This is a genomic window from Dethiosulfatibacter aminovorans DSM 17477 (genome assembly GCF_900142005.1).
GTDB lineage: Bacteria > Bacillota > Clostridia > Tissierellales > Dethiosulfatibacteraceae > Dethiosulfatibacter > Dethiosulfatibacter aminovorans.
Genome location: NZ_FQZL01000008.1, coordinates 1 through 20,328, shown reverse-complemented (window position 1 = coordinate 20,328; position 20,328 = coordinate 1). Strand labels below are relative to the sequence as shown.

The following is a 20,328-nucleotide window of genomic DNA, read 5'->3' as shown; positions in this document are numbered from 1 at the left end:
ATATGAATTTTCTGACAAAAAATCATGATGAAACCTTTAAAAAAGCATCCAATACCGTTATATATATTCACAAATCCAAGAAAATCAACTGGTTACCATCCACTCATGATACAAAGATATCAAACAGGTCAATAATACCTCTTACAAATGCTTCTAGTAAAAATGTTCTAATCATTGATGATACTCTGTTTAAGTACCCAAATTCTAAAGATCGAATCGTTGTCAGTTTAAAAGGCTTCAGACTTCTTAGATTAGGATGGAGATAATACAGAATTTTCCAGCCATTAGCCAGCAGACTTCTAGTATACTAAAAAGTAGATTGCATCTGCCAGCTTGCTTCTGAAACAATAGAAAAAACTTTCGGATTCATGTGAAAAACAAAAGCTAAATCATTGAATTCTCAAAGTTGATATGGCTATTTTATTTGAGAAATCCAAGCATTTCACGTAAATCATCATATTTCAAGCATATTATAAACCATTTTTTGCTTTCTATTTCAATATAGCAATATTGCTAAACTGGTTGCAACCAAAGCACCTATTAGTGTACTTATAACAGTAAGAAAAAATGCATGTTTATATGCTTGTTTCAAGGACAGTTGAACAATTGCAAGCTGCCCTATTATACCGGCGCTATGTGGCAGTGAGTCCATACCTATACAGCTCATTGCGGCAATTCTATGGAACAATTCAGGCGATACACCAAGATCCATAAGCGGTTGAGCCAATGCTTCCATGAATATAGTAAGACCTCCAGAAAGCGAGCCTGTTATACCCACCAGTATATTAGTCGATACAAATACCTTTAGATAATTGTTTATTTTAAGACTCAAGGCGTACTCAATAATTTCTTGGAATCCTACAGTAGATTGCATGATGGCACCAAAACCTACTAGTGCACTAATAGTAATTAGCGGAGTAAAGCCCTCCCACAGACCCTCATTTATCGTATGAAAAATACTTTTTTTAATATGTTTCCAATCAAGCATTATGATAATAACACATGATATTGACATACCCATTATAACACCAAAAACGCTGTCATAAAACTGCGATATACCAATACTTAGTGCAGCTACTGAAATAAGTGGAATTACTGATTTGCCGACACCAGGAAGAACTTCATCTTCTTCAAGTTTACTAAGATACAGATGATCCATCGGACCCATTACAAACTCTACACCATTTTCCTTATATTTTTTATTCAGCCTTGTGGTATACAAGATACATAGGGCAAAGGTCACCAAGCTGCCTATAACACCTATCAGCCATCCGGCAGTCAGAATATTTGTCCCCAAATATCCACTGCAGATTATATTGTTTATGGACAATGCCCCAGGAAGCCCCATAGTAAAAGCAAAACACCATATGGCCGAGACCAGCACTTCTTTAGAAATGTTTTGTTCCTGGCAAAATACAAGACCAATTGGATAAACTACATAGAATATAATAAATGCATTTATACCTACTATTGAAAACACAACTGATGTTGCAATAATTACAAACAGTACATTTTTTTCACCAAACACCTTGATCATCCAGAAGGCAAAAGATTTTGCAAAATTACTTTTGCTCATGAGCCGTCCATATAAAGAGCCTAATATCAATATGAAGAAATACGCGGATAAAAATTTTATAAAACCTCCTACAAAAATTTGAGATAAACCTGCATATACATTCATACCATTAAGCAGCAAAACAACTATTGAAACTATTAATACAGCTGTAAAAGGTTTAACTCCTTGATAGCATAGAACTATAAGAAGAGCTATACCCGTTAAAAGGTAAAGTACTGACATATTTTTCCCCTTCCTTAAATTAATATTCTAACAGAAAACGAAAGTGAATTGCTGAAACTTCACACAATATATGCTTATATCAACTTATTTTAGTATGAAGTTTCAGTTAGACATCCTATCTTTAGAGATAATTGTCAAAAAGCTCAAGAGCACTATTTATGGCAAGTTCTATTCCAACACCACTGCCTCCTGCTTCCGCTCCCACAAGATATAAACCGTCGATACTGGTTTTATTGGACGGACGTTTTTTGCCTACCTGTCCGACCCTCTGCCCGATACCGATACCGGCACCCATCTCTCCCAGGCTCGCGCAAAGTTCATTCGTAGTTGTATATTCCATCCACAAGATGTGTTCTCTGAGATCAGGTATGTATTTTTCAACAGTTTTTATCATTGCTTCTTGTAGATTGTCTACAATGTTTTTTGGCAAGCCAAGCGGTATTGGTGTTGCAAAGTTTATGAGCTGCTTACCCTCTGGTGCTACAGTTGGTGAAAAATTAGATGGGCAAACTAAAAATAGATTAAGTTCATCTGGCATGATGCCCTTCTCCATGTTACCGTAATATTCTTTTTGTTTAAGTGAACCAAATTGTGTAAGCATTTTTATATCTGAAATTTTCTCATCAAGAGCAACTCTTACAACAGGACCTGTCCATGAGTATTCTAAATCTTTGACATATTTTATATAGTCAGAATCAAAATAGTCTTGCCCAACTAGATTAAAAACCGTTGCTTTGATATCAGCGTTGGAAATAACAGTATCAGCTTCGTAAATTATATCGCCTACCTTGACCCCAACTGCCCTGTTGTCTTCTATAACAATACTGTCTACTTTTGCGTTGTTCTTTATTTCTCCACCCTTTGATTCAATAGCTTTAACGTATGCATTGGTAATCGCGCCACATCCACCTATTGGATAACCTGATGCTCTGGCAGCAGCTTCATAACGCATGCAGCGCATAAATTCACCGGCACTGACAAGCCATGAACTAAGACATGTATATATCTGTGCCATATTGAATACACAAGAACTAGCCATATCGTTGTCCGTATACTTTTTGAGAAATTCATCAATACTTATATCGTCATAGCTTGAGACTTCTTCGTCAGTCATTTCTCTAATATCAACCATGAATTTCATAAGTGCATTAAATTCTTCTTCCGGCATCATATCTTTTAAATCATGTGGGAAAACAAATATTTTTCCGTTATAGGATGTAACAGGTCTAAGTTTTTGGAATTCCAAGCCGGTTTCTAAACCTACTCTGTCAAAAACTTCACCCAATGGCCCTTTATTGCTTCTTGAAATAACATGTACCCCCAGGTCAACTGTAAACCCATCTCTCGTATATGAGGTCAGTCGCCCGCCAAGCAATTCATTTTTCTCTAAAACCAATACTTTTTTACCTTCATTTGCAAGAAGGAGTGCAGTAGATAAACCTCCAACACCTGATCCTATAATGATACTGTCAAATTTATTCATTTAAAATCCTCTCTTTCCTCAATTGATTTTCAATACAGATTTTCTTTATTTTTTCTTTATTGAGTTTTCCTGTCCTGTTTCTAGGCATCTCTTCCCAAAATTCAATCAGCTTTGGTTTTTTGTAAGATGCCATATTCATCATACAGTGGTCTATTATCAATTCTCTACTAATATGACTGTTTTTATCTTTTATAATTATTGCTGCAACAATTTCGCCCCACCTATCATCTGGCAAACCTACTACAGCTACATCAATTATATCCGTCCCCATACCTCTAATACAATTTTCAACCTCGCTGGAATATACGTTTTCCCCACCGGTGATAATCATATTTTTTTTCCTGTCAAGTATGTATATGTATCCATCCTTATCGATGAAACCTATGTCCCCAGTGTGATACCACCCTTCAATGATGGCTTTTTTTGTCTGAGCCTCATCATTATGATATCCCTTCATCATTGTGTCACTTGAAACAATAAGCTCTCCTACTTCTCTAGTTTGGCATGCTTCCCCATCCTGTTTTATCATTTTTACATTTGTCCCTAGTGTCGGTTTTCCAACAGGTACATGCTTGGCATTTGAAGAATTTGCAATCTTAATATGTTCATCCGGCTTTAAAACACTCACAACCGGTGACATTTCTGTCATGCCATATAACTGATAGAAGTCACAATCAAATCTATTGACAGCCTCCTTGAGTGTATTTAAGGATATAGGTGCGCCGGCATATATAATGCTCTTTAGTGAACTAAGGTCATACTTATTGAAGTTTCCACTTTTTAAAATCCAATCAATCAGGTTAGGCACAAGCCCTAGTCTTGTGATTTTTTCTTTCTCAATTGTTTGCAAATATTCGTCCACTTCAAACCTATCCAATATCACAAGGGTACTGCCGCTTAAAATTGAATTGAGAGCACCTGAAGACGATGCATGGAAAAGTGGCAATGCATATAGAAATCTATCATCCACATCCCAATTCGTTTCAAAAATATTAATGAGAAAATGTGTAATAATGTTTTTATTGGTTAACATAACAGATTTTGCCTTGCCAGTCGTTCCGCTGGTGTAAAAATGGAAGATAGTATCATCTGGATCCGAATCAATACTAGGGCAAATTGGTGATTTCCCGTTGATCAAATTTTCATAATTCAAGACGCCTTCCAAAGTTTCCTCTCCAATTGAAACTATGGAAGCTTCACATTCCGGGTGATTTTTAATGCAGTACAAAACTTCTATATTACCACTTGAAATAAAAAGCATCTTTACGTTAGACTCTTTTACCAAAACAAGCAGTTTTTTAGGAACAATTCGCCAATTATAATTCACAGCTATGATGCCCAGTTTTGCACAGGCAAAAATTGTCTCCAAATAGTTGTTTGAATTTTTACAAATCAGACCAACTGAATCACCTTTTTTTAAGCCGTATGATTTCATTGCATTGGCAAGCATACCTACTCTTTGATGGAAAATAGTATAGGTGTAACTTTTATCATTGTATTTAACAGCTATTTTATTTGGATATCTAAAAACTGTGCTATCTAAATATTGATTTAAATTCATGTACTGTCTTCCTTTCTTTGATTCTAGTTTTTTTATTATATTCTGATACTGTTACATCAGGACTTTTATTTTTTTATTAAATCAGTATAGGCTTTAGGGGTCTGAATCAACATAATCAATACAACAGAGACACATGCACATGCCGCAGCACAAAGGAATCCAAAAGAATATCCACGAGTACCGGCAATTGCAGAAATACTTGGTGCGCCAAATATATCACCTATAGCCCTGATTGAAAATATGAATCCATATATTGCTGCATAAAATTTAACGCCGAATGTCTTTCCTACAATAACACCCGCAATAGGATACCATGAACCGATGCCCAGGCCAAACAGTATTGCATAGACAGCCATATATACAAAATTAGATTCCGATGTAACATTAGCCAACATAATTATACCACTAACGAGCAGAATATTTCCAAATAGGAAGACCAATTTATAATGAAATTTATCGGCTAGCCACCCAAAAATGAACTTAGATAGTATAGACATACTGCCAATGTATGCGAGTGCTCTGGCAGCAACGCTCATGTCAAACTGAATGCCTATCAGGAATGCCGCCTGGTTTTGAAGAACGCCAAGTTGTGCAACACCAATAAACAGGAAAGATATGCAAATCATCCAGAATGCTGAAGTTTTAAAAGCTTGTGGACGAGTAAGGCCTTCAAGAACAGGTCTTTCTGCTGCCGGTTGTGCATCAAATTCTTCCTTGGTAAGCCCGTCCGGATATAGTCCAATTTCTGAAGGTTTTGTCTTAATGATAAATACAAGCGCACAAAGAATAACAGCCGAAATTGCACCTAGTACAAAGAAACCCATCCGCCAGTCATAACTGGTCATTGTAGCAGTGATTACCATTGGAGCAATAATAGAACCCGCGCCTGCTCCCACATTGGCTATACCAACTGCCAGACCTCTCTTTTTCTCAAACCAGTATGCAGGGAGCGTACTGTGTACAGCCGGACCAACAATGGCAGCACCAACACCTACGATAGTATAACAGATGTAAAACATCGAGAGAGTATTGACTTTGCTAAGCAACATAAATCCGCCACCATTTAGAATTGCACCCGCAATGAGAAGTTGCTTGATTCTACCTTTTTCCAGTTGCTTGCCGATCATCGGACTTATAATAGCAAAGGCAGCTGTAAACAGTGATGCCGCTAATACTATTTGTGTAGGCGACTTTGCAAGAGCTGTGGATACAGGTAAAACGAACAGGCTGAATGTGTAAACCAACAAACCCGTATTAACGAAATTTATTAGAAAACACGCAAAAACAACAACCCAGCCATAATAAAATTTCTTCTTATTTTCCAAATTGAATTCTCCTTTCACAATTTTTATAGACTTGATAAAATATGTTCCTGCCTTTATATGACCAGGGGGTATGAAAATCCCCCTGTAAACATTTATAAAAAAGTGTTTCTTAATTAATCGAATGTTCTTCTGATTATTTTTCTAGATGCAAGATCATTTATTTTTTCATCATCATAATTGAGGATGTTTTTAAGCAACTGAGTAGTATGCTCTCCAAGTAATGGAGCTGTACGACTTGCTCCTGCCGGCGTCTCACTGAAAATCCAAGGAGATCTAATAGCGTAATCTGTACCCATCTCTCTATGCGGTATTTCTACAAAAGTTTCTCTTGCTGATAGATGTGGATCCCTGAAAACCCCCTCTGAATTAAGCACTGGCCCTGAAGGAACTCCTTCAGCTTGTAGCAGCTCAACTGCATCATACATCTTCTTGTCTTTAGCCCAGTCATTGAGTATAGCATCTAATTCGTCATATTTGTCATACCTGGCTTCATAGGTTGCAAATCTTGAATCAGCAGCAAGCTCTGGTTTGCCTATTACATTACATAAACTCACCCACTGCTCTTCTGTTTCAACAGATATGGTAACGTATTTCTCTTCTCCTATACACTTGTATGCTCCCTGGGGAGCAAATCCTGGACGTTTGTTGCCTTGCCTTATCTGATTGTTCCCATTGGCCGCGTAATCAATATAAACGTCGCCAAGTTGTGCCGATATTGCCTCTTGTGAGGCTATGTCGATATACTGACCTTCTCCCGTCATGTCCACGTGACAAAGAGCTGCCAGCATTGCTACTATTGCATGAGTTGCACTTCTATTATCTATTGATCCAACGAAGGTACTTGGCTTCGAATCTTCATATCCGGTAATATGCCCTAGTCCACTCTTAACGGCAAATGTTGCAGCATATCCTTTGAAATTCCTCTCCGGTCCAAATTGTCCACATGCAGAAGAAGAACAATAGACTATTTCCTTATTTACTTTCTTGCATTCTTCATAGCTAAATCCCAATCTGCCCATAGCTCCTGGCGACATGTTCTCCATAACTATATCAGTTTCCTTAACCAAGTCCATCAAAATTGCTCTTCCTTCATCTGTTGACAGGTCAATTGATAAATCCAGTTTATTGAAATTGCTTGTGTCATAAAGCTGTGACCCTATTCTATAATCAGGCGGTGCAACTCCTTTAGCTGTAACAAAAAATCTTGAACCATCAGGTTTTTTAGGATTTTCAACTTTTATAACTTCAGCACCCAATGTAGCTAACAACATTGTTGAAACAGGACCTGCCAAAAAGGAACCAAAATCAAGAACCCTAATACCTTTCAATAGTTGATCTCTCATTTGCAAACCTCCCTAAATTATATTGGATTTTCTTAAATCCGCTATTTTCTCTTCGTCATATCCCAAAACGTTTTTAAGAATTTCATCAGTATCAGCACCTAGTAATGGTGCCGGGTTGTTGTAAGTATGTGGTGTCTTTGACATTATGAAGGGTCTTCCAGGATACTTCATTTTTCCAGCAACAGGATGCTCAATGTCTATGAAAAATCCTCTCTCATTATAGTGAGGGGAATTTACAACTTCAGCAGGTGTATCAACAGGACCAATAGGCACCTTGTTTGATTGGAATATTTCTACTGCTTCAGCCTTAGAGTATTTACTGCTGAACTCTTTCATGGCATCTGATATTTCTTCACATCTCGCTCTTCTCTGTGCCATATCAGTAAACCACTCTTGCCCTATCCACTCTTCTTTTCCAACAGTCCTTGCAAGATTATCAAACTCGTTTTGCTGTGCAAAGAAAGGTCCTAGATATCCATCTTTACATTCAAAATTAAGACTTGACTGCAACCTTTGAGTTTCGCCTGATCTATCGAAATTTTGACCAAATACGGGGAATATTACCGTTTCTGTTGTAAGTGGAGCAATGCCTGCGTCAAGTGCACAATTCTCAATATACTGACCCTTTCCAGATCTGAATCTCCAGTGAAGGGCAGCCAATATTCCAATTGCGGATATTGGACCGGCATCAAATGCCTCCATGTTGGCACCCATTATTACCGGTGCCCTGTCTCCATCACCTGTTCCATGAGGATAAAGCACTGTGCCGCCTGTCATATGCGAAACTGTAAAATTAGTTGCAGCATAGTCTTTATAGGGCCCTGATTCTCCAAGAAGTGTATTAGATGATAGAATCAAACCCTCATTATCTTTAGAAAGTTCTTCATAGCTTAAACCTTTTGAGTTGAAATACTCTGGAGGCCCTTGTCTAACAAGCACATCTGCACCCTTGACTAAATCTTTAAAAATATTTACACCCTCAACCGTTTCAAGGTCCAGCGTTATGCTTCTCTTGTTTGAGTTGGCATATAAGAATAAACAACTTTTTTCTACATTAGCTTCATTCCCTACAAATGGAGCTATATGTCTGCTTTTATCACCTTCTAGAGGTTCAATTTTTATAACATCTGCACCCATATCTGCCAGCAATTTTGATGCGTAAGGTACGCCTGCACCACTAGCATATTCTATTACTCTGATACCTTCCAATGCTTTTGCCATAATTATCCTCCTTTATATATTAGAGTTCATTTCCCACTATATTGACTGACACTACGCACATGGCAGGGAAACCACCCAGGTTATGTGTAAGCGCAAGTTTTGGACTTTTTATCTGTCTTTCGCCTTCATTTCCTTGTAGCTGCTTGTAACACTCATACATCATACGCAATCCGGATGCTCCAATTGGATGCCCAAAACATTTTAGACCACCATCGGTCTGACATGGAACTCCACCATCAATGTCGTAAAAACCATCAAGTATATCTTTAACAGCTCCGCCTCTAGGTGAAATCTGAAGATCCTCGTAAGTTACAAGCTCTGTAATTGAAAAACAGTCGTGTACTTCTATCATGCTAAGTTCTTCCCTTGGATTGGTTATGCCCGCTTCCTCATAAGCTCTTTCTGCTGCTTTTGTAGTAGATATTACATAAGTACTATCCCAATCTGTATCATAAATCTCTTCGCCTGATGATACCGCTATTTGCATTGATTTGATATAAATAGGGTCTTTTCTAAACTTTTCTGCCATATCTGCTCTTACTACTATTGCAGCGGCAGCTCCGTCACTAACACCACAGCAGTCATACAAACCAAGGGGATGGGCTATCATAGGTGCATTTATTATTTCTTCCATTGATGGTTTGTTTCTAAGATGAGCCTTGGAATTCTTGGATCCATTTTGATGACTCTTCCACGAAATATGCGCCAAAGCTTCCTTACCTTCTTCATAAGACAATCCATATTTCGAGAAGTAAGCATTGGCTACCTGAGCAAATCCGCCAGGTCCTGAAGCATTAGGAAAATATGTTCTGTTTTCAGTTCCAAACATTCCATCTCCGGGAGTAAGGCCTCCAAATCCAGTATCTTTTAGTTTTTCTGCACCAATTGCAAGAGCTATATCACTTGCTCCTGAAGCAACCGCATAAACTGCACCTCTAAGTGCTTCTGAACCAGTTGCACATAAATTCTCTACTCTAGTAACAGGAATATGAGGAAGCTTCAGAGTAGTTGCAAGCTTCATAGCGCTCTTACCTGCGTTAATCTCATCATAGCAACTTCCATACCAAACAGCATCGATGTCGCTTTTCTCTATACCTGCATCTTCCATTGCCTCTGTGTATGCTTCTATGATAAGGTCTTCAGTACCCTTATCCCATAATTCTCCAAATTTGCTGCAACCCATGCCGATTATAGCAACTTTATTTTTTATACCTTCTGCCATTATTTATTTCACTCCTTCTTATTTTTTAATTCTCAAACGGGACAGCTTTCCAGAAGTATCCATAATGTCCTCTAAGTTCATCAGTGTATTTCCTTCTAAATGTCAGTTCTACCGGGTCTCCGATTTCAACATTTTCTACTGAACAATCCGTGAAGTCAATGAACATCCTTCCTCCGCCTTCAAAATCCACAAGGCCGTATAATTGTGGCGGGTCCATTGAAAATGACAGATTGTCTGCTGTAAATGATACGATTTTTCCCGGTTTATCAATGAATGTATATGGTTCCATTTGCCCTATTGCCCCGCATTCCGGATTTACACATACTTTATGCTTGGGATATTGTGCTGTTCCGCATACTTTACACTTGACTCCTTCAAGGGTGGTAACCGTTCTTCCCTCTCTGTTTAGTGAAGATGGTACAGTTGCTGCAACAAGTTCTCCTCTAATGCCATACTCAAGATTTATTAATCCCTTGTAAGCAAGATATCTTGAATAACTGGTAAGCGGTTTTTTCCTTCCCAACATATAGGCAACACCACATGCAAAGCCTTGGATGTTAGCAACTTCCTCTTTTACCTCAAATGATAGAGCTTGTGCTCCATATCCATAACTAACTAAAATTATTTTATCTCCGGCTTTTGCATTTTCCAATGCTGATGCCAGCATCATCAAGGGCATTGCTGTTCCTGTATCACCAATTTCAGTTATGAAATTATCACATGCTTGCTCAGGTGATAATCCGAGTCTTTTTGCAATTCCCCTGCCTGCTGAAGCATTGGGTACCGCTATGCATACTTTTGCATAATCTTCAACAGATGTGCTTGTTTTTTCAAGGAGTCCTTTAACAGCACTTGGAATGATCTTATTGTAACCTTCTTCCTTTACCCACCTGGCTTCCCAAACGCTCTCAAATTCTTTTTTATCAGTTCTTCTGCTGTCAATAAAGTCTTTAGATACTGAATAACTATCCAGATATTCCGCTATGACATTTTCTGTACCTACTGACAATGCTGCTGCTCCGTCTCCCCAAGTATATTCTTGCGGACTGCCTGGTTTTGCTCTTCTGGCATCAGAGGCACATGCAATGATTTCATTTGCATTCCCCGCCTTAACAGTCTCTATTGCATTGAGAAGCGCATTGGTTCCGGCTTGAGTTGAAGAAGTGAAATCAGCAGTTCTAGAACCATCGGACATACCAACCGCTTTTGAGACCACAACTGAATTCTGTCTAACCATATAGGGGAAACTTGTAGAAGCCATATATATACCTTCTGCTTTTCCACTCTTTTTTGTATTAATAGTTGCCTCTACCGCCATTGTTATTGCATCTTCATCCGCGTTGACTGTTGCTTTTTCTCCTTTTGGAGATCCTCCATTGAACCATCCCATTTCTTTCAAGATGATTTTTCTTTCCATTCTGTATCTTGGTAAATATACACCATAAGAAGTTATTCCTATCATATGAATTCCTTTCCTTTCTTATTTTTATACTGCTGAATTACAGGAATTCAGCAGTTTTGGCATCTTCTTCATTGTCACTGAAGCTTATTTATAGAATTTCTCACCATAAAGTTTTTCGCTTAATCCTATAATATCCGACCACTTCATAGGTCCACCTTTATCCGTAGGATATCCAGTTCCAAAAATCATACCCATGTCTATCATACGTACATCATCTACAATATTGGCGTCAAGTATTCTCTTTCCTTCTTTAACCTGATTAGTAAGGATTTCCATTGCAATCTCTTCTTCAGTTCTGATTACTTCCTCTTTCTTATCTACAAGTTCATAGACTTCTTCATCAGGTGTTCCATCAACTTTATAGAATCCCTTGCCATTTTTCTTCAATCCATATCTTCCAGCATTGTACATATTTTCAACTGTCTTAAACCCAAGATTTCTAGATGTGAAAATGTGATGACTGACATCAATGCCAACTTCATCCATAAGACGAATCGGTCCAACTGCATTTCCGAATTTAACCATAGCTGTGTCGATTGTTTCTATTCTATTCCCCTCGTCAAGATATGTAATTCCACCGGACATAAATGGGTCAAGAACTGCATTGACTACAAATCCCGGTCCGTCATTGCATATTACCGGACGCTTGCGGAGTGTAGCAACAAATCCCAATGTGTCATCAACTATATTCTGCGAAGTCTGGTTACTCTTGATTACTTCAATAAGTTTCATAAGCCAAACTGGAGAGAAAAAATGCATTCCTACAAATCTTTCTGGATTTTTAACCATATTTGCCAACTCATCAACAGAAAGATAAGAAGTATTACTTGCAAGTATACAGTCATCTGATATCACTTCGCATAGTTCTGAATAAACTTGTTCCTTAACCTTAATGTCTTCAAATACCGCTTCCACTACTATGTCCACATCTTTAAAATCATCTGTGTATTCAGTTACTGGAATTATCAAATTCATGTAATCAGCAACTTCCCCTTTTAGACGACCCTTCTTGTGCATACCGGTTAATATTTTTTCTACAAATGCCATGCCTGGTTCAAATGCTTCTGCCCTGTCTTTGACTACCACTGGAATATTAGCCCTGTTTATAACATCAATAACAATGCCTCGTCCCATAGTTCCAAATCCCAAAACTGCTGCTTTTTTTATAGTTCTGGGCTCGTAGCCTTTTGTTATGAATTTCTTGGCGTCAGCTCCAAAAGATGTCAACATAAATGTATTAATGCTTCCTTTGGTTTCATTGCTTGTAGCTACGTCAACATATTGCTTTTTCTCTAGTTCAAGTGACTCCTCAAGTGGAAGATTCGCACCTTCTTGAACAACTTGCAAATATCCCTTAGGTGCTGGCAAAAGTCTTCCTCTAGCTTTTTTCATGACACCTTTTCTAGCTTCCTCTACAACTTCATCAATATTGCTAAAATCATGCTCTACCCTGTTTAGGACAACTTTTTTATCACATATTTCATTTAAGAATGTCTTTGCTTCATCCAACAAGTCAGCATCTTCTTCAACGCATTTATCTACAACACCAAGTTTTAAAGCTTCATCGGCTCCCAAGTTTTTAGATTTAAGCACCAAATCTATTGCAGGTGTTCCTATCAGTCTTAACAATCTTGATGTTCCTCCACCAGCAGGGAATACTCCAACACCTATTTCAGGAAGCCCAAGGACTGTAGTTTTTGATTTTTTGGCAATCCTTGCATCACATGCTAATGCAAACTCAAGCCCACCGCCCAGGCAATGTCCATTAATTGCTGCCAATGTAGGAACTGATACATCAGCTAATGCATTGAATATCTCATGCATGCTGGAGATATCGTTTTTACAGGTTTCTCTGCTCTCAGTTGCTTGTACTAATACATTAAGATCTGCACCGGCTAGGAAGGTATACGGTTTTCCCGATATAATCACTGCACCTTTTATTTCCTTCTTGTCAGCTAAAGCTTTCACCTCTTCTATCACTTCTGTAAAACTATCGAAAGCTTCATTGCTCCATGTGTTCATTTTGTTTCCAACTTCGTCAAAAGTTATAACTGCAATTTCCCCATCTAATACATAACTAAACATTTTATTACTCATATCTTTTCTCCTTATGCTATATTTCCAAATTATTTGTAAATGGTAGCAAGTAGTATGTAAAATCAACTATTGCCACTGTATTTCCTTCAATATCTTTAACTTCAACTGTGTATGGATATTCTCCTCTTCCTCTTTCTTCGATTGGTTCAAGGTTGGCTTTCGCTTCCTCCTCAGTCATTTTCAATTCACAGACCAAGTCGCTTTTAGAAGCTTTAACATACTTTATTTCTGCCTTTTTTAAGATTGGAACCCACTTGTCAAATCCGTATACGGATTGAATTAATGCTCCTCCAGCCATCTCCGCAAATGCATACATAGACCCCGCATATACAATGTTAACATGATTCAGATGCAGTTCTTTAACGTCCAGGTGTACTTTTACGTGCCCTTTTTCAATAATGCTGGCGCTAAATCCAGCATCCTTCATCCATTTAATTGGAGGGTTTTTCATTGCTTCTCTTATCACATTCAAATGTTCCATACAAAACTCCCTTCTTAATTAGTTGTTAAATCGATTTATTTAATCGTTTCATTTAATCATTTGATTAAATTATACCGTTAAGGTGTATTCATTGTCAATAGATATTTATCAAACCCTTAAAAGTTGATTATATTTCCATAAAAACTGTGCATATGTAAAGCAAACGTCCAAGAAGACAGTGAATATATTTGTTAGTTCCTTATTTTTCTAGTAATTTAGTGTACTCTTTAGGTGTTTGAATCAACATGATCAATACAACAGAGACACATGCGCATGCCGCAGCACAAAGGAATCCAAAAGAATAGCCTCGAGTACTGGCAATTGCAGAAATACTGGGTGCGCCAAATATATCGCCTATAGCCCTGATTGAAAATATGAATCCATATATGGCTGCATAAAATTTAACGCCAAATGTCTTTCCAACAATAACCCCAGCGATAGGATACCACGAACCGATACCCAGGCCAAATAGTATTGCATAGGCGGACATATACACTAGATTGGATTCTGGTGTGACCCTGGACAGCATAACTATACCTATGATGAGTAGCAGGTTGCCGAATAGAAAAACACCTTTGAAGTTGAATTTATCAGCCAGGTAACCGAAAATAAATTTAGCAAGTATAGACATACTCCCAATGTATGCAAGGGCTCTGGCTGCAACTATCATATCAAACTTAATGCTCATTAAGAATGCTGCTTGGTTTTGAAGAACTCCAAGTTGGGCAACACCTATAAACAAGAAAGATATGCAAATCATCCAGAATGCTGAAGTTTTAAAAGCTTGTGAACGGGTAAGGCCTTCAAGAACAGGTCGTTCTGCTGCTGGTTGTGCATCAATTTCTTCCTTAGTAAGCCCATCTGGATATAGTCCGATTTCTGAAGGTTTAGTCTTAATAATAAATACAAGCGCACAAAGAATAATCGCCGAAATTGCACCTAGTACAAAGAAACCCATACGCCAGTCATAACTGGTCATTGTAGCAGTTATTACCATTGGAGCAATGATAGAACCAGCACCTGCTCCTACATTAGCTATACCAACTGCCAGTCCTCTCTTCTTCTCAAACCAGTATGCAGGAAGTGTGCTGTGTACAGCCGGACCAACAATTGCAGCACCCACACCTACGATAATATAGCAAATGTAGAACATCGAGAGGGAGTTGACTTTGCTAAGCAGCATGAATCCGCCACCATTTAAAATTGCACCTGCAATGAGAAGTTGCTTAATTCTACCTTTTTCCAGTTGCTTGCCGATTAGTGGACTAATAACAGCAAATGCAGCTGTAAACATTGATGCCGCTAATACTATTTGTGTAGGAGACTTTGCAAGCGCTGTAGACACCGGCAGAACGAACAGACTGAATGTGTACACCAGCAAACCCGTATTTACGAAATTTATTAGAAAACACGCAAATACAACAACCCAACCATAATAAAATTTCTTTTTAGTTTCCATATTTAGTTTTGATTCCATTTGATTCCTCCATATACATTATTTTTTTCTTCCATCTAACTCGCCGACTCATAGTTTCCCATTTTCTTGAAAAGCATTTAATAATTCTACGTGTCAGCTTTCCTCTGTTAACCCGACAGTCCCTTTGTCGGTTTTACCGCCTGATATAGGCTACTTATCATCTTTAAAAATGACAATGGGCCTTTCTGCAGCATCCATCACCATAGATGGAGAAAGATTGTTTTTAATCAACTCCACCATTACTTTCATATAAGGGTGTATGTGTCTAAAGTATTTTTTATAACCTTCACACAAATAATTAAGCCCGTCTTCGCCATTATATGTTTTAATAAACCGATTCTTCGGGCATTCTCCCTTGCAGGCAAAATAAACTTCACAAGCTTTACAGCTCTTTGGCAGTGCATCAATCTTATTCTTGCCAAAATCCTTTTGTTTGTCTGAATAAATCATTTCCTTAAGATTTTTATCAAGAATATTTCCTAATTTATATTCCGGATAGACATAATGATCACATGTATAAACATCACCACTGTGTTCAATTGTTACAGCTTTGCCACATTCCTCTGAGAATAAGCACATAGTCGAAGGTAGTCCAAGCCATGATTCAAGTGCCCATTCGAAATTCATTATATAGATGGAACCGACATCATTTTTTACCCATTCATCAAAAATTCCGATTAGAAAATCTCCATATTCAGTGGCTTCAACACTATAGTTCGTAACATTAGTATTTTGTACACTATCACCATATGTTCGGGGCGATGAATGGGATAACCCCCTTGCTCTATCCTTTTCATCAGGGATTCTCTCCACTATAGGCGTGAATTGTATGTATTCCAATTCATTCTGCTTTAAAAATTTGTAAATCTTCAAAGGATGCCTAGAAGATTCTTTTGTTACACAGACAAGTACATTAAATGGTACTTCATATTTTTTCAATAATGAAACACTATCCATAACCTTTTCCAGAGTCGGGTTTCCCATCTTGTCTATTCGATAAAGATTATGAAATATATCTGGCCCATCTAGGCTTAAACCAACTAGAAACATGTTCTCTTTTAAAAACTTACACCATTCATCATCAAGCAATGTCCCATTTGTTTGAAGCGAATTGATGATTTTTTTACCACCACCATGCCGCCTTTGAAATGCCACCACCTTGCGAAAAAAATTCAACCCCATAAGTGTTGGTTCTCCACCTTGCCAAACAAATTGAATTTCAGGAATATCCTGGGATGTAATATATTTTCTAATAAAAGTTTCCAGAACCTTGTCATTCATGCGAAAATCTTCATTATCGTCAAAAAAAACTTCTTTCTCCGTGTAGAAGCAGTATCTACAATCCAAGTTACAAACAGGTCCAATCGGTTTTGCTAAAACATGAAACCCCTTTCCAATTTGTTCCTGCTTTATCATATTATCCCTTCTTTCTAACTACTTGTTTTAAGCCGAACTTTTTTTACGAGTCCGGCTTTTTTTAATACTTAGCCGATAAACCTCAAACTATTCTTTAGCCGGAACAAATGGTTGGGTATCAAATTGTACATATTGAATAGTTCCTTCAAAATCAGGACATTCTTCATTAACTTTTTGTCGTAAATCCCTTCCAACATCTAGACCTTCAAGAGTAAGCAAAGATACAGTTATTATGTCAGGACATTCACCTACTTTTTGATCATTGATGTATAATTCCCCAAATCCGGCAAAAGGAGCAGTACTAGTATATACATACTTTAAAACAGATTCCCCTGTAGGAACGTCAATGTTTGATGTGATCTTGTATGACAGGTCAAATTCGTTTAATTCGTATACCAGTTTATTGTCCTTAATATACATTGTAAATCCACCGTGATTATCACCCAATGCTACAAGAGTACCTTCCACGTTGCTGTTTGCCCTATCCACTGAAATTGTAATAGTGTGGTTTTGAGCAACTGATGGAGCAGTTCTAGCATTTATGTGCCCCATTTCAGGATAATACTTGAAAGTATTGTTCAATGTTTGGGGTGAAAAAGGACTTGGAGCTCCAAAAGGCATTTCTTGTAAAGGCATATTGTTACCATGCTTTTCTGCTTCAGCTAAGAATAATTCTTTCAGTTCTTCTAGTTTCTCTGGGTACTCAGCGGCAACGTCAGTGATTTCAGAATAATCCTCAGTGACATTGTATAACGCCCATACATCTTCTTCGAATGATGTCCCCATAGTATGTTTAGCGACAGCTTTCCATCCGTCATGGTAGATCGAGCTGTTATTGTACATGAAGTAATATTGTGTATCTCTTGTTTCCGGCGCATCAGCATCATATAAAGTATTAGCCATGCTTATACCACTGATAGGCATCTGAGTAATACCATTCAACTCTTCAGGAGGCATTATACCAAGCAAGTCATAAATTGTTGGAGTTATGTCTGATACATCAACATACTGCGGACGAATCGTTCCTTTATCAGCAAAGTCAGCACTGGCACACGAGATAATAAGCGGCGCACGAACTCCTCCTGCATCCAAGCCGGCTTTATAGCCCTTGAAAGGAGTGTTTCCTACACGACCCCATCCCATAGGATATACCGCAGCAAAATCTTCGCTACCTATAAGGTCGTACTCCGGCAGCATTTCTTCAACTGTAGCAAGTCTACGCGCCAATATTCTGGTAAAAGTGTCTGAACCATTTACACGTCCCGAGCCTGTAGCTCCATTGTCTGACATAAGTACAAATAGCGTATTATCATATTCACCGGTAGCCTTTAGATAGTCAATGAGTTCACCAACTTTTTCATCCGTCTGTGTAATGAATCCGGCATACGTTTCCATCATGCGTGCAAACAGCTGTTGTGTATCTACATCTAAGCTAGCCCACTCTTGTACCGCTGGATCGGCAGGAGCAAGATTAGCATCACCAGGTATAATGCCCATTTCTTTCATGCGTTCAAAACGTTCCTGATGCAACACATCCCAGCCTTTGTCATAAACACCGGCATACATATCTATATATTTTTGAGGCACTTGCAACGGCGAATGGGAAGCTCCAAAAGCAAAATTCAAAAAGAAAGGCTTGTCTGGATAAACTGAAACTTGATCGCCTATCATCTGTTTTGCGTGAAGTATTAAATCATCGTTTAGGGTGTAATCGTCGTCATAAGCAGATTCTATTAATTCGTTGCCGCTAACAATCATTGGATGCCACTGATCCGTTTCGCCGTCTAAGAATCCATAGTATCTTTCATAACCTTCAGCCAACGGCCAACTATTATAAGGACCGCAAGCACTCATTTCATATTCCGGACACATGTGATATTTACCAATACCATAAGTACCGTATCCGTTTTCATTTAGCACCTCCATGACAGTGCCCGCATTTTCAGCTACACGTCCTTGGAAGGCAGGTCTGCCCTCTAAATTTACACTTGTTACAAATCCCATCCCTACTTCATTGGCATTTCGTCCGGTCAATAGCGAAGCACGCGTAGGCGATGATACGGGACATACGTTGAAGTTGTTATAACGTATTCCACTCTCAGCCAGTTCATCAATATTTGGTGTTTTGATTTCAGATCCATAGCATCCCAAGTCTGAAAATCCCATGTCATCAATCACTAGATAAACAATATTGGGATTAGATAATTTTTCTGACGTACTAACGGACGTAATAGCGTTAGCTTTACTTGCATTATTGTCTGGTTTTTCCGGTTCTTGAGTCGGTGCCTTGGAACATCCCGAAACAAAGCTAGTCGACAATGCAATAACAGAGCTAATTGCTACCGTTTTCGCAAAATGTACTGATTTTTTCTTCCTTTTCATATTTCCTCCTTAAAATAAAAATGTTTTGCTTGTTTTGTAACGAATATTTCAGATAATAAATGGTATTAAATTGAATTGTGAATAATGCTTGATTACATAAAACGTTTTCACGCGTTATGTTTTCATTTTTTGGTAAATTTTAATCAATTTATTCAATCATTGTATTTAATCCATTTATTTAATCTATCGATTAAATTATATGTACTAGAAATCATTTTGTCAATAGTCAAGTTTTTTGGTTCTATTGCAAATTGACATGACGCTATTATTAATAGCATCATCAAAATTAACTATTCGTAACTATTCAAACGAACTTTTTTTACCGTACGTAAAAAACCTTCCCGCAATAATTTGCAGAAAGGTTTTTTTCTAATAAACTAAACTCCATGTTTTGCTAAAATTTTACAACTCTTACTTTCTTACACTGTTTGTAAATTGCTGATTTTTTCTCATCCCTTTTGTAAATAAGGTATGCAAGCGAAATATAGTTAACCAAACCAACGCATACACATATAGTATCGTATGTAGAATAAACCCTCGTGTATCCAAAAGCTTTAATTGGGTATTGGTTCCAATACCAGATATTTATGCCGAGATTGGTTATTTCTATAATACAAATAGACTTTTGGGACTGGAAGCTCAAATGTATATTGAACCTCTAAAAGAAGAATTAAAAGGATTGATTCTCTAGAATTTTGTTGAAAATAAAAATGGAATCGTCGACAAATTGATATGCTCCCTTAGTAATAGACAGTTTAAATAATAAAACTGTTATCACTAGGAGGGCATATTTTTTATGGGAAGAAAAGGAAAAGTATCTTTTGAGGAAAAGACTCGTATAGTAGAAATGTATTTGAATGGTATTTGTTCACAGGAGGATTGTGCAAGGATAGCTGGAGTTACAAAAACATCAGTCCAGCAATGGATCAGAAAATACGAAACCTTTGGTATTGAAGGTTTAAATACAAAAATAAAGCATAAGAAATATACTAGGGATTTAAAAGAATCAGCTGTTAGGGATTATATGAATGGCTTAGGTTCACTAAGTAATATTAGTAAA

General features: G+C 37.7%; 14 protein-coding genes. 1 reads left to right on the top strand and 13 read right to left on the bottom strand.

Features of this window, described 5'->3' with window-relative positions:
- Positions 1-496: 496 nt before the first annotated feature.
- From BUB05_RS06395 to BUB05_RS06335, 13 genes are all read right to left on the bottom strand, one after another.
- Positions 497-1,798: a GntP family permease gene (locus BUB05_RS06395; RefSeq protein WP_073048767.1), complete on the bottom strand. Its 1,302-nt coding sequence runs from the start codon at positions 1,796-1,798 to the stop codon at positions 497-499.
- 121 nt (positions 1,799-1,919) lie between these two features.
- A complete protein-coding gene (locus BUB05_RS06390) occupies positions 1,920-3,281 on the bottom strand; it encodes a phytoene desaturase family protein (RefSeq protein ID WP_073048766.1) in 1,362 nt (453 codons plus the stop codon).
- Complete coding sequence (locus BUB05_RS06385; RefSeq protein ID WP_073048765.1) at positions 3,274-4,842, bottom strand: AMP-binding protein; 1,569 nt, start codon at positions 4,840-4,842, stop codon at positions 3,274-3,276. The genes BUB05_RS06390 and BUB05_RS06385 overlap by 8 nt, the downstream gene beginning before the upstream one ends.
- Before the next feature lie 65 nt (positions 4,843-4,907).
- Entirely contained in the window at positions 4,908-6,167 is a 1,260-nt protein-coding gene (locus BUB05_RS06380; protein ID WP_073048764.1) for an MFS transporter, read from the bottom strand.
- Positions 6,168-6,280: 113 nt separating this feature from the next.
- A complete protein-coding gene (locus BUB05_RS06375) occupies positions 6,281-7,510 on the bottom strand; it encodes a CaiB/BaiF CoA transferase family protein (RefSeq protein ID WP_073048763.1) in 1,230 nt (409 codons plus the stop codon).
- Between the two features lie 12 nt (positions 7,511-7,522).
- Positions 7,523-8,731 carry a CaiB/BaiF CoA transferase family protein gene (locus tag BUB05_RS06370; protein WP_073048762.1) on the bottom strand — a complete coding sequence of 403 codons (1,209 nt, stop codon included), beginning with the start codon at positions 8,729-8,731 and terminating at the stop codon, positions 7,523-7,525.
- A 19-nt stretch (positions 8,732-8,750) separates the two neighbouring features.
- Entirely contained in the window at positions 8,751-9,953 is a 1,203-nt protein-coding gene (locus tag BUB05_RS06365) for an acetyl-CoA acetyltransferase (protein WP_073048761.1), read from the bottom strand.
- Between the two features lie 25 nt (positions 9,954-9,978).
- The gene (locus BUB05_RS06360) at positions 9,979-11,415 is read right to left on the bottom strand and encodes a hydroxymethylglutaryl-CoA synthase family protein (protein WP_073048760.1); all 1,437 of its coding nucleotides are present in this window, start codon (positions 11,413-11,415) and stop codon (positions 9,979-9,981) included.
- A gap of 84 nt (positions 11,416-11,499) precedes the next feature.
- Positions 11,500-13,512 carry a 3-hydroxyacyl-CoA dehydrogenase NAD-binding domain-containing protein gene (locus tag BUB05_RS06355; RefSeq protein WP_073048759.1) on the bottom strand — a complete coding sequence of 671 codons (2,013 nt, stop codon included), beginning with the start codon at positions 13,510-13,512 and terminating at the stop codon, positions 11,500-11,502.
- Positions 13,513-13,528: 16 nt separating this feature from the next.
- Positions 13,529-13,993 carry a PaaI family thioesterase gene (locus BUB05_RS06350; RefSeq protein WP_073048758.1) on the bottom strand — a complete coding sequence of 155 codons (465 nt, stop codon included), beginning with the start codon at positions 13,991-13,993 and terminating at the stop codon, positions 13,529-13,531.
- A gap of 199 nt (positions 13,994-14,192) precedes the next feature.
- Positions 14,193-15,470: an MFS transporter gene (locus tag BUB05_RS06345; protein WP_073048757.1), complete on the bottom strand. Its 1,278-nt coding sequence runs from the start codon at positions 15,468-15,470 to the stop codon at positions 14,193-14,195.
- 150 nt (positions 15,471-15,620) lie between these two features.
- Positions 15,621-16,886, bottom strand: a complete 1,266-nt coding sequence (locus BUB05_RS06340; RefSeq protein ID WP_245819766.1) for an anaerobic sulfatase maturase — start codon at positions 16,884-16,886, stop codon at positions 15,621-15,623.
- Between the two features lie 87 nt (positions 16,887-16,973).
- The gene (locus BUB05_RS06335; protein WP_073048756.1) at positions 16,974-19,268 is read right to left on the bottom strand and encodes a sulfatase-like hydrolase/transferase; all 2,295 of its coding nucleotides are present in this window, start codon (positions 19,266-19,268) and stop codon (positions 16,974-16,976) included.
- A gap of 796 nt (positions 19,269-20,064) precedes the next feature.
- On the opposite strand from BUB05_RS06335, the gene BUB05_RS06330 reads away from it, so the two are divergent.
- Positions 20,065-20,328: helix-turn-helix domain-containing protein (locus tag BUB05_RS06330; protein ID WP_139257948.1), on the top strand; the 264-nt coding region annotated here is incomplete at its 3' end.